Origin of the sequence: Nodularia sp. UHCC 0506 (assembly GCF_034931045.1) — a bacterium.
Classification (GTDB): domain Bacteria; phylum Cyanobacteriota; class Cyanobacteriia; order Cyanobacteriales; family Nostocaceae; genus Nodularia.
The window spans coordinates 17,977-29,312 of sequence record NZ_JAYGHH010000015.1; the positions used below are offsets into that span (position 1 = coordinate 17,977).

The 11,336-nt window shown below is 40.5% G+C and carries 12 protein-coding genes; 5 read left to right on the forward strand and 7 right to left on the reverse strand.

Going from position 1 to position 11,336, the window contains the following annotated elements; translation table 11 throughout:
* Positions 1-88: 88 nt before the first annotated feature.
* From VB654_RS11305 to VB654_RS11315, 3 genes are all read right to left on the reverse strand, one after another.
* Positions 89-484 (reverse strand): salt stress protein, Slr1339 family, encoded by a 396-nt coding sequence (locus VB654_RS11305; RefSeq protein ID WP_323213843.1) that lies wholly within the window; start codon positions 482-484, stop codon positions 89-91.
* A gap of 57 nt (positions 485-541) precedes the next feature.
* Positions 542-1,147 (reverse strand): VWA domain-containing protein, encoded by a 606-nt coding sequence (locus VB654_RS11310; protein ID WP_323213845.1) that lies wholly within the window; start codon positions 1,145-1,147, stop codon positions 542-544.
* A 216-nt stretch (positions 1,148-1,363) separates the two neighbouring features.
* Positions 1,364-1,720 (reverse strand): Rieske (2Fe-2S) protein, encoded by a 357-nt coding sequence (locus VB654_RS11315; RefSeq protein WP_323213848.1) that lies wholly within the window; start codon positions 1,718-1,720, stop codon positions 1,364-1,366.
* A 139-nt stretch (positions 1,721-1,859) separates the two neighbouring features.
* Between VB654_RS11315 and VB654_RS11320 the strand changes: the two genes are divergently transcribed.
* On the forward strand, positions 1,860-2,927 hold the full coding sequence (locus tag VB654_RS11320) for a J domain-containing protein (protein WP_323213850.1): 1,068 nt from the start codon (positions 1,860-1,862) through the stop codon (positions 2,925-2,927).
* A gap of 295 nt (positions 2,928-3,222) precedes the next feature.
* On the opposite strand, the gene VB654_RS11325 is transcribed toward VB654_RS11320, so the two are convergent.
* Together VB654_RS11325 and VB654_RS11330 are read right to left on the reverse strand one after the other, a co-directional pair.
* Positions 3,223-3,399 carry a hypothetical protein gene (locus VB654_RS11325; protein WP_323213852.1) on the reverse strand — a complete coding sequence of 59 codons (177 nt, stop codon included), beginning with the start codon at positions 3,397-3,399 and terminating at the stop codon, positions 3,223-3,225.
* 2 nt (positions 3,400-3,401) lie between these two features.
* Complete coding sequence (locus VB654_RS11330) at positions 3,402-3,617, reverse strand: DUF433 domain-containing protein (RefSeq protein ID WP_323213854.1); 216 nt, start codon at positions 3,615-3,617, stop codon at positions 3,402-3,404.
* A gap of 518 nt (positions 3,618-4,135) precedes the next feature.
* On the opposite strand from VB654_RS11330, the gene VB654_RS11335 reads away from it, so the two are divergent.
* Complete coding sequence (locus VB654_RS11335) at positions 4,136-5,044, forward strand: ATP adenylyltransferase family protein (RefSeq protein WP_416235675.1); 909 nt, start codon at positions 4,136-4,138, stop codon at positions 5,042-5,044.
* Between the two features lie 130 nt (positions 5,045-5,174).
* On the forward strand, positions 5,175-5,582 hold the full coding sequence (locus VB654_RS11340; RefSeq protein ID WP_323213856.1) for a hypothetical protein: 408 nt from the start codon (positions 5,175-5,177) through the stop codon (positions 5,580-5,582).
* A 50-nt stretch (positions 5,583-5,632) separates the two neighbouring features.
* On the opposite strand, the gene VB654_RS11345 is transcribed toward VB654_RS11340, so the two are convergent.
* Positions 5,633-7,195, reverse strand: coding sequence for a metallophosphoesterase (locus VB654_RS11345; protein WP_323213857.1), 1,563 nt, complete (start codon positions 7,193-7,195; stop codon positions 5,633-5,635).
* A 138-nt stretch (positions 7,196-7,333) separates the two neighbouring features.
* Positions 7,334-8,305 carry a YegS/Rv2252/BmrU family lipid kinase gene (locus VB654_RS11350; RefSeq protein ID WP_323213859.1) on the reverse strand — a complete coding sequence of 324 codons (972 nt, stop codon included), beginning with the start codon at positions 8,303-8,305 and terminating at the stop codon, positions 7,334-7,336.
* Positions 8,306-8,683: 378 nt separating this feature from the next.
* Between VB654_RS11350 and hemC the strand changes: the two genes are divergently transcribed.
* Positions 8,684-9,655 carry a hydroxymethylbilane synthase gene (hemC, locus tag VB654_RS11355; RefSeq protein ID WP_323213861.1) on the forward strand — a complete coding sequence of 324 codons (972 nt, stop codon included), beginning with the start codon at positions 8,684-8,686 and terminating at the stop codon, positions 9,653-9,655.
* Positions 9,656-9,753: 98 nt separating this feature from the next.
* Entirely contained in the window at positions 9,754-11,190 is a 1,437-nt protein-coding gene (gene glgA, locus VB654_RS11360) for a glycogen synthase GlgA (RefSeq protein WP_323213863.1), read from the forward strand.
* Positions 11,191-11,336 lie beyond the last annotated feature (146 nt).

Consider the following 11,336-nt stretch of genomic DNA (forward strand, 5'->3'; position numbering starts at 1 on the left):
CCTATAGCTGGCATAGCCATACCCGCCCCTACTGGCTTGATGCTTTGCCATAGCACTACAGCCAAATTTAATGGAGTTAATTTTGAGTTTATCCGTTTGCTTTTAAATATTCCATCGCCGCCTCTAATTTTGAAGGGTAACTTTCGGCAAACTTTTCAAACCAAAGACCTTCTGAAGAAAAGGGGTCTAATTTTTTTAACCATGCTTCTGCTGTAACTTTCAAAGCTTCTATTTGTTGGGCTTTGATTTGGGCTTGTCGAATTTTTTCCTGTTCTAGTTCTTGCTGTTTTTTTAACTCTTCAGCTTTATCTTGTGCTGCAAAATCAGCCCCAACTTCTGCCAAAAGGCTATCGACTAAAGACAACGATTTTGGTGGTTTTGGGGTAACTGATTTAGTTGCATTTTTCTGTGGCTGCGATGCTGCGGGTTTGGCTTGATCATATTCAGCTTTGATTTGGTCAAGCAGCTTATCAAGAGAATCCATTCTTTTAAGCTAGTAATTCACGGCGTAAATAGGGTTTTAACTTTCGCCTTGCGGCTGCTAGTCCATGATGGCATTGAGTAGCACTTCTGATAGACTTAAATCTTCCATATCATCCATTGTAATGGTGTCGCAGATGTCAAATTTAGCTCCAGCCCCTTGGAGGTCATCATCTAAGACTTTTAGAAAGCGGGTAGCTTGTGCATCTGTACCCACTTGAATGAAAGAAATACCTAGTTCTTCGTTATTATTCATACGGCGAGAAGCTTCAATAATTACCTTCATTACCGCTTTGCGATCATCAGGTTCCCCGTCCGTAACTACCAAGATGATTTCACCATTGGGCTTAGTTTGACCTGCACTTTTACGTTGAAAATAATCATCAGTTGCGTGTTTTAACACAGATGCTAAGTCTGTAGTACCAGAGGGGTCATTTTCTTGAAAAATTTGTGTTACCTTAGCGGCTGTAACATTATCATAGCGCTTGAATCTACCAGAAAATAAATAGATAGTGATGCCATCGGGATCAAATTGCTCGCACTTACTTGCTAAGGCTAAGGTAGATTCCTGTGCTGATACCCATCTTGTTCTGCCACCTTTCTGATCTGGGGTAGCCATACTACCGCTTTTGTCGATAATTAGTGTATAGTCACGATTTTCGAGCATAATAATTTACTTTTCTACTGATAACTGTGCCATCTTAACTATAACAATCTGATTTGATAAGTGAATTTACTAGTCCAGGAAGGTAACAGGGCATTGGAAAATTCTTTTTCTCCCACAATTGGGGGTTAGGGGGCGGTTCGGTGAGGGCTTGGCTTGTGTGATACGGTAAGCCCTGCCCCTCACATCCTACTCCCCTGACTCTTTTAGTAGAGGCTACTATTCCTCTACATCAATCCAAATACTACCTTCTTCTACACGCACAGGGAACACTGGTAGGGTCTTTTCCTGGGAAATTTTGGAGAGGACTTTGCCCACAACAGGTGGCCAAGGACACCAATCCTGTACTTCACCAGTACTTAAGTCAAAAGCACTACGGTGTATAGGACAAACAATTGCGCCACTTTCAGTGATTTTCCCATTTTTCATGGGCATTTTTAAATGAGGACAGGTATTATCTACAGCATAAAGCTGACTGTCATGGTTCAAAAGCAAAATTTTCCGTGTGCCAACTTTTACCACTTGTCTGCCCTCTGGTGCAAGTGCGTCGGCTGCAATAACTTTAGTCCAACCCATTAGGTTTTCCTCTCTTAATGATCTGCTTTCAGTTTCCCGCAATTGTTACCCATGCGATCGCCTGAATTAACTTATTAAACTGAATCTTTTGGCGGTAGGATCTGTATAAGATGTCAACTTATTCAGACTGGCCTGTTTTATGCCGAGAAAATCAACATCTTCATCCCAGTCCCCAACTACAACAACACTGGCGCTTTCGTCTATCCATATCCGGCTAGAGACTTTAGATAAAGAACACCAGTGGCTATTGAAACAAATTAAGAGAAAACGGACTGAACTGAACAATTTTGTCGAACAAATGCGTTCTTTAGCCGCAGATATATTTAACCGATGTAATCCCAAGTTCCAAAAACTGGTAGATATCGACCGAGAAATTCATACTCTGTTTGACGAAATCTTGACTTTAAGAAAATTGGGTAAGCAGAGTAGAAAAGATATTGAAGCGATTTATTACCAACTCCAGATAGCCAGAATTATTAGTCCCAAACCCAAACATCATCAAGAAGATGAAGACACAGAATTAGACGAACTATTTGAAACTAATGAGCCAGAAGATAATTTTTTCGGCACGCATACCAAAGAAAACAGTCAATATCAAGAAGCGTCGCCGGATTTAGACTTTTCTGCTGGAAACAAATCTGATGCAGCCCGAAAAATTCGGCAGACATTTTTGAGTTTAGCTGAAATATTTCACCCAGATAAGGTAAAAGATGGCGAAACTCAAATGCGTCACACCGAAATCATGAAGGAAATTAACAAAGCTTACCAAGAAGGTGATTTGGCTCGACTGTTAGAAATTGAACAGCAACATCAAGCAGGTAAATCTATTGATAATAATAGTGAAGATGACTTAACTCGCCAATGCACTAGAATAGAACAGCAAAATGAAATTCTTGCAACTCAATATGAGACATTAAAGCAGGAACTTCGCTTAGTTAAAAATACACCAGAAGGCGCGATAGTTTCTGATTGTCGAAAAGCGGCGAAAGAAGGAATAGATGCTATTGGCAGCATGGCAAAACAAGTGGAAGCGGAAATTAAAACAATCGCCGCTATTCGCGATTTTGTGAAAGACTTTCGAGAGCAAAAAATCACTATTAAAGAATTTCTTTGTGGCCCGGTTAGTCTGCGCCAATTGAACCAAGATGCTGTGGATGAGATGTTTGAACAAATATTTGCTGAATTGGGTGAAGTTATGTTTTTCTAAAATTCAGAACCTCAAATTGTTTTGCAAAAGCAAAATACAATAACTTTACCACCAATCCCCTCCGGTGCAAGCAAGGAGGGGACTATGATGTACAGGGTTAGCGCTAAATTTTAAAATTCCATGTAATGGGTAGGATCGCTATAGATATCACTTAATAAATTGAACTAGATGATAAATATTTCTTTATAATCACAAAATTCAGTGGTATTAATAATAGAACAAATTTTATCAACTTGTGTCCGAATTTTTGGCCATGAAGTTGACAGTAAAACCACAATTGCAATTTGACGTTCGCTCAAATTCTGTTGATAACGCAAATCACAAGTATTTGATATCCTTTATTTTCAGCAGCCTTTAGTAAATCTCCATTTGATAAATTAGACCATCCTTCTTCATAAGCTGTTGTTACAGAATGATCTGTTAAATATTTTCGTAGTGGTACTGGAGTTCCCTGATAAAAAAGAATTTTCACATCTAAGCAGCTAATGTTTCAAGCTCATAATTAAGTACAGCTTCAACTTGTGATCTTTGCACAGGTGGAAACCACTCCAAAAATTCATCTACTGTTGCACCATCGCGCAAATTTTCAAATAATGCAGTCACCGGAACTCTTGTTCCTCGAAATATCCATGCTCCACTTACTTTATCAGGTTGTCTTTCTATCGCATCTAAAGTTTCCCATCCTTTCATGACTGATTCCTCCTTGGTAAATGGAAAAGTTACACTTGGATCAATTATAAACTAGGATATCCAGGATTTAAGGATTTACAGGATATTCTACAGCTTTAGAAGTTTATATCCGCACCGATTTTCCTCAAAATAATGCCGAAACTTTATTAAATTTGGGTATTCTCTACCAAGATTCACAACAATTTGAATTAAAGGTAAACGCAAACAAGCAGAGAAATAGAATCAATTTTTTAGACGGATGATGGAAGTTTGTTTAGCATTGGGTAAGTTTCAATTTTCGATTATATGATCCCCTTATCAATAGGGTTTGAGACGCGTTACTTCTGCTATGATGTACTTCATTCAAGTGCATACCGCTATAGCGTTTTTTCTTCCTTCGCGCTCTTTGTGTTCTTTGTGGTTTGCTCCTTTATCCGTAAAAATAAATTTGACAGACTACTAGGTACATGATTATTTGTCCCTACAAATATGAGTATCTCTATATAACTCATCAGTGAAAACTGATATAATCTTTCACCATGCCGAAAAAAAAAGAAATCGCACCGACAAAAATATTACTAAAACCTGGCACTTTGTGGAAAAGCATCAAAGAGCAGACTCAATATGCTTTGAAATGTGGTGCGTTGCTGTCAATACCGACAGATTTTGAATTTGTCGAGCAGAATGGGATCAAATTTTTAGTCAGAATTTTAGCCAATCTTACCCGCAAAGACACAGCCAAGCAACAGCAAAAGAATAAAACTAATCCCTTTCTTCCCTACGAAAAAGATTTATTCGTTGCGGATATTTCTCAAACTCATGTTTGTCTATTGAACAAATTCAATGTTGTTGACTATCACCTGCTAATTATTACCCGCGCCTTTGAGGAACAGGAAAAATTACTCACTTTAGAAGATTTTGTTGCTATGTGGGTCTGTCTAGCTGAGGTTGAAGGTTTGGCGTTCTACAACAGTGGTAAATTGGCTGGTGCAAGTCAGCCACATAAACATCTGCAATTAGTCCCCTTACCACTAACACCATCTGGGGAACAGATGCCTATTGAACCGCTACTGAAGTTAGCACAATTCACAGATTCGGTAACAACAACTATACCGGGTTTGCCTTTTGTCCATGCTTTAGCAAAATTAGACCCCATTTGGAGTAATTCACCGTTAAAAGCCGCAGCCGCAACACTGGAGTTATATCAGAGTTTATTGAGTGCTGTGGGTTTAGAAGCAGTTGAAGATAACAGACAATCAGGTGATTACAATCTTTTAGCTACACGAGAATGGATGATGATTGTACCGCGATCGCATGAGCATTTTGATTCTATATCTGTAAATTCGTTAGGATTTGCGGGTGCATTGCTAGTGCGAAATCAAGAACAAATGCAGGTGATCAAAGATCAAGGGCCAATGACTATTTTGAAAAATGTGGCTTTAAATTAAAATTTAGCCTATGTCTAAAGGCAGAAAAAATAGTGCCTTGTCATCTTAATTACTTCTAAAGATAGTAGTTTTATTATTTTGATTAACATAATCTGGTTCTGGCAGTTATTTAAACAAGGCATCATAATATATGGCTAATCAAAAAATTAATCATGCCACAGATTCATCTGAACGTGTAGAAGTAGATACTTATGATAGAGGAATAGTACCTGCTGAAACTGTGGCTCGTAAAGAGAGAGAAGGCGAAAACTATAAAAATCTGCCCACAGAAGAAAACCAGAAAGGTGTATCCACAAATGATCAAAGTAATACAGAAAGTATCAACACCACTGATGGCTACACAGTAGACCAAGAAGGCCTATTGAATAATTACGCTGTGGAACCAGAAATGTATTATGAAAAGCGTGGAGACGCACGAAAACAGGCAATAAAAGACTCCGCAGAACGGATTGAAGAACTGCAAGAAGTTAATCAAAATCAAGAAGGTAAGTTGACAGAAAAAGGTGACACCAGAGGTAAAAGCCCAGGAAAAATTTAGTGATTTTTGTGACAGTGATTCAACCCCTCCCCGCAAGCGAGGAGGGGAGCTTAAATGGTGAAAGATGGCATTTCGTAATTATGCCATTGTCTTTGATACCATTCAGCTACCAAAGGACGGAGAATAAATTTAGGATGGGCATCACCTGTTACATCGATGCGTAAACTAGAATAAGGTCGCCGCTTTTTAGAACCGTGACCATGACGACCGACGAATAAATGCGATCGCGCTACTAATTTACTGGTATCTCCCACGGTTTCTTTTAAATCAGCTCCTTCATTTCTTTGGCGACGCAAACTATAACCACTACCGCCACAAACAACCCAGTGAATATTAGCGTCAGCGTGTCCTGTATCCAAAGTTTCCAGGTGTTCTAAGCAATGTGCATGACCATTTAAAACTAAATCTACTAGAGGCCGTCCCTGTGTCAAATTACCAACTTCTGCGGCGACAGCATCCAGTACACCACGCAAGCGATCGCGAATTGCTAAAGTTTGCGCTTGTTGCCATTTTGTCGCCTCAGTTACATAAGGTGGATGGTGAAAATAAATTACCCTTCCCCGCACATCTGCGTTCTGCCAAGATTTAATTAGTCTTTGTTTTAACCATTTCAGTTGTTCGATATCTGTCACGGTGTTTTTATCCGTGTTTAATTGCTTGTCAATATCAACAATCAATTCCTCAATTTGTGATATTTGACCTTGTAAATCATCCAGTTTTTCAGCGTCGCTGGGATTTTCAGGATTTAGCTGGGCTGAGGTTTCCATGATTTGCAGCTTTTCTTCCTCAAAATCTTGACGGCGTTTTTCTAAACTTCTACGCTGTTCTCTGCCTTCACGGTTTTTAGGTATTGGTTCTGGTTCATTAAATGTATTAGAATCTAGGGCAAAAAAGTCAATCCCCCCGTAACAAAACGTATAGTAACGATTTGGTAAACGGGTAAAACGTCCCGGTTGGTAATTCAGACAACGACCTGTATCTGTTTGAGCAGTATAGTAATTATCTAAGTGTTGCGCCAAATCTGCTGGGATCTGAAACGCTTTGAGATAGTCCAAAAATGCCTTTGCATAAGCACTACCTTTCCTAGAACCATGTACGCCTACATCTAGTTTTAATTGCGATCGCAATAAACGCCGGATGGGTAAAGTGGTAAAAGAAAGTAAACTCAAGACCAGTGGGAGGTCATAATAATCATGATTTCCCGGTACAGGTAAAATGGGCAGATTGAAAACCATTTGGTCATAATCAATCTTTTCTGGATTTTCTCCACCCAAAAGGAATTCCCGGTAAGGTTGGATAAAGTTTTGCTGGTAATATTCACTCGACCCCACCAAATAGATCACATCACCTGTGTGCAGCATAAAACTGCATTCAGAATGATGGGGTAGCATTTGTTCTGCAACTTGTCGTTGAGGATGATGTCCCCGGTGGCTACCAGTACCACTATCACCAGCAACCAGAAAAGAAAACTCACGATCATCAGCGTGATCATCCGCCAAAACCAGGCGAGTTTGGTCAATTCCACGCTCTACAATTAACGGGTCTTGCCATTTTACCCGTTGCTGCATTTTACTAATTTTTTTTGCGATCGCTGGATCAGAAACGAGTTTCAATACAATTTACTCCTAAATCTGAATTCTTCCTTCTTCCTTCTAGTACAGCACGGCGTAAATCAAGCAACCATTTAAAATTCATATAAATCTTGTATTATCGGAATTACAAACTACGAATTACGAATTACGAACTACGAACTAATCTTTATCCGAGTTTTTCATCTCAATAGTTAAATTAGGAAGTCCCTCTAGCTTTTCCGCCGGACTAAGTGCTTGGTCAAAAGGCACAAAAATTTTCAAGCCTGCTGGTACACAATGAACTTCAATGGGAGTTGTGCCAATCATTTCACCATCTAAAACTACCTTTTGAGGCGGTTCAGCCTTGATTTTAAATCGATTTGCGCGCAGGTAGCCAATATCATCTCGGTCTACCGCACTACTAGTTGAAGCCGTTTGCAATAGATGAAATGCTGCTGCGATCGCTCCGGCTTTACTTTCTGGAGCCACTATAGTTAAATCTAGTAATCCATCATCATAAATAATCCCGGCTGGCCCCTGAGCCAAGATTGAACTAGGAGGAGCAGCATTAGCCACTGTTATTGCGGAGGCAGTCGTTGTGACAATTTTATCTTCAGTTTCGATTTCTACTTCAAAACTCTGTAAATTACGCAGTTGCTGTACACCGGCTAAAACATAAGCCATAATGCCAAAGCGTCTTTTCGCGTCCCGGTCTGCCATTTCTACAGTTTCAGCTTCAAAGCCTATACCTGCCAGTAGTACCATAGGCTTACCATTACAATAAGCTGCATCTACACACCTAGTTTCTCCCTGTAAAATTATCTGACAAGCAGCGTCAATGGTGTTGGGTATTCTCAATGCTGCGGCGAAAGCATTGGCTGTTCCCCGTGAAATAATCCCAAAGGGGATATCAGTGCCGACTATAGCCATAGCTGCTGCTGACAAAGTACCATCACCCCCGGAAGCAATTATCGCTTCTACACCCCGTTCTACAGCCGCTTGAGACAGTTGACCTGCATCAACTTCTGGTGTTGTCAGATAAATATCCAAATCAAATTCTGGTTCTAATAATGCCCGAATTACTTCCAGTTCTTGTTCTGGATCACCTTGACCCGCAACTGGATTAAAGATAAGGCAAGCGGAACGGTTCATAGGGTTGAAAACTTAAGTTTTAATCAATAAGATATCAAATTATTCATAACATCACCGTAAAATTATCACTTCTATCCTGTGACTGCTTTACTGATCTCTCAAGTGTTACTTGTTGTTAATTCAGTCAAAAAATGTAAACAAATGTAAAAAAAGTAATAATAAAGTTTACCCCAATTAGACAATAACAATCCGGAGACTCACCCTCTGCGGTAGTCTAGATAAGTGTCAATCATTCAGCCCTAAAGGTGCTGAACTTGTAAGAGGCAAATCTGACGTGTTTGACTAGTCTATTGAGCCTAATTTTAAACGCTTCGTGAATGAGTTGCCCGCATACCAAGTATTTCTATTAATTTATCGCCTGGTTAGACCTATTGTTTTATGACTTCAGTTGTTTCCAGTCCTACTCGCACCATCCGCATTGGTTCTCGTAAAAGTCAACTCGCCCTAGTTCAGACCTATTGGGTACGAGAACAACTCCAAAAAAGCTTTCCAGACATCACTTTTGAAGTTCATACCATGTCTACCCAAGGCGACAATATCTTGGATGTAGCATTAGCCAAAATTGGTGACAAAGGACTATTTACTAAAGAGTTGGAAGTAGGAATGCTCAATCAGGAAATTGACTTTGCAGTTCATTCCTTGAAGGATCTACCCACTAATTTACCATCCGGGTTAACTTTGGCAGTAATTACAGAACGAGAAAACCCAGCCGATGCCCTAGTGGTACATGAGAAGTATCAAGATAAACAAATTGAAACCCTGCCCGCAGGTGCAGTAATTGGCACATCTTCTTTAAGACGGCTGGCACAGTTACGCCACAAGTTCCCCCATTTCACCTTTAAAGATGTTAGGGGTAATTTGAATACACGCCTAAAAAAATTAGATTCTGGTGAGTATGATGCCTTAATTTTAGCTGCCGCCGGTTTAGAGCGTTTGGGAATGAGCGATCGCATTCATCAAATTCTTTCCCAAGAAATATCCCTCCACGCAGTCGGGCAAGGAGCTTTGGGTATAGAATGCCGTGCTGAAGATCATGAATTGATCACCATGCTCAAAGCTATTGAACACACCCAAACCCGCGATCGCTGTCTCGCTGAAAGAGCATTCTTGCGGATTCTCGAAGGTGGTTGTCAAGTACCCATAGGTGTAAATACAGTAATAGAGGGTGATAATTTAACTCTTACCGGGATAGTTGCCAGCATCGATGGTCAAAAACTAGTCAAAGACACTGTAACCGGTGCTGCCAAAAACGCCGAAAACTTAGGGGCAGAACTAGCAGCATTGTTAAAGAAACAAGGCGCACAAGAAATTTTAGAGGAAATATTTACCGAGATTCAACGGGGTTCCTAAGCTATTGAGTAAGCAGATGTGATTATATAAGTAATCAGTAAGCAGTAAAACACTGATAACTGATAACTGATAAGCAGAACCGGGGAATAAAAACTACCATGCGGATTCTATTCGTTGCAGCAGAAGCAGCTCCCGTTGCGAAAGTGGGTGGAATGGGGGATGTTGTGGGTGCATTGCCCAAAATTTTGAGAAAAATGGGGCATGATGTCCGCATCTTTTTGCCTTATTACGGCTTCCTCCCAGACAAAATGGAGATTCCTGAAGCACCAATTTGGCAGGGATCTGCCATGTTCCAGAACTTTAACGTTTACGAAAGCGTTTTACCTGGTACTGATGTTCCCTTATACTTATTCGGACATCCTGCCTTTATGCCCCGCCGCATTTATAGTGGTGATGATGAAGATTGGCGATTCACTTTGTTTGCCAATGGTGCAGCAGAATTCTGCTGGAACTACTGGAAACCACAAATTATCCACTGTCACGATTGGCACACAGGAATGATTCCGGTGTGGATGCACCAAGACCCGGATATCAGCACTGTATTTACAATTCACAACTTGGCTTATCAAGGGCCGTGGAGTTGGTATTTACAAAAAATTACTTGGTGTCCTTGGTATATGCAGGGACATAACACGATGGCGGCAGCAGTACAGTTTGCTGACCGGGTAAATACAGTTTCTCCCACTTATGCCGAACAAATCAAAACTCCTGCTTACGGTGAAACACTAGAAGGTTTATTATCTTTCATCAGTGGTAAGTTATCGGGGATTATTAACGGTATAGACCTTGAGGTTTACGATCCCGGAAACGATAAAGCTTTGGCTCAACCGTTTACTATTGAAACCCTGGATAAACGCAAGGCGAACAAAATTGCTTTGCAAGAAGAAGTGGGTTTAGAAGTGAATAGCAGAGCCTTTTTAATTGGCATGGTGACACGGTTAGTAGAGCAAAAAGGCATTGATTTGCTATTGCAAATGCTAGACCGCTTTATGGCTTATACAGATGCTCAATTAGTATTATTGGGAACAGGCGATCGCAACTACGAAACCCAAATGTGGCAGTTAGCATCCCGCTATCCTGGACGCATGGCAACTTATTTGCTCTATAACGATTCTTTGTCTCGCCGGATTTATGCTGGTGCTGATACCTTCTTAATGCCTAGCCGCTTTGAACCATGCGGTATCAGCCAAATGATGGCTTTGCGTTATGGTTGTCCCCCCATTGTTCGCCGCACAGGTGGATTAGTTGACACTGTATCGCACCACGACCCCATGAACGCTGCCGGTACTGGTTATTGCTTTGACCGCTATGAACCGCTAGACCTATTCACCTGTATGATTCGTGCTTGGGAAGGTTTCCGTTTTCAACCGCAATGGCAGGAATTACAAAAACGTGGTATGAGCCAAAACTTTAGTTGGTATGAATCAGCCAAGCAGTATGTAAAGTTATATAAATCGATTTTCGGCTTACCAGAAGAAGAACAGCCACAACCAGAGTTAGTGGTTACAGAAGCGGTAAACAGCAGCAAATCCTGATTTTTGGAGATAATTAAATATTTTTCGCAACTCATGAACCTGAATGTGGAGATCATGAGTTTTTTTATAGCAACCGCCAAGGAAGTTAGGACGTTGTTGATTGCTGAAAGCCTTGATCTAAATTAGTTTCTACTCAGAACTCAGCA

Coding starts and splice junctions, on each gene's coding strand:
- VB654_RS11305 (WP_323213843.1), bottom strand. CDS start 484: ATGGATTCTCTTGATAAGCTGCTTGACCAAATCAAAGCTGAATATGAT.
- VB654_RS11310 (WP_323213845.1), bottom strand. CDS start 1,147: ATGCTCGAAAATCGTGACTATACACTAATTATCGACAAAAGCGGTAGT.
- VB654_RS11315 (WP_323213848.1), bottom strand. CDS start 1,720: ATGGGTTGGACTAAAGTTATTGCAGCCGACGCACTTGCACCAGAGGGC.
- VB654_RS11320 (WP_323213850.1), top strand. CDS start 1,860: ATGCCGAGAAAATCAACATCTTCATCCCAGTCCCCAACTACAACAACA.
- VB654_RS11330 (WP_323213854.1), bottom strand. CDS start 3,617: ATGAAAGGATGGGAAACTTTAGATGCGATAGAAAGACAACCTGATAAA.
- VB654_RS11335 (WP_416235675.1), top strand. CDS start 4,136: ATGCCGAAAAAAAAAGAAATCGCACCGACAAAAATATTACTAAAACCT.
- VB654_RS11340 (WP_323213856.1), top strand. CDS start 5,175: ATGGCTAATCAAAAAATTAATCATGCCACAGATTCATCTGAACGTGTA.
- VB654_RS11350 (WP_323213859.1), bottom strand. CDS start 8,305: ATGAACCGTTCCGCTTGCCTTATCTTTAATCCAGTTGCGGGTCAAGGT.
- hemC (WP_323213861.1), top strand. CDS start 8,684: ATGACTTCAGTTGTTTCCAGTCCTACTCGCACCATCCGCATTGGTTCT.
- glgA (WP_323213863.1), top strand. CDS start 9,754: ATGCGGATTCTATTCGTTGCAGCAGAAGCAGCTCCCGTTGCGAAAGTG.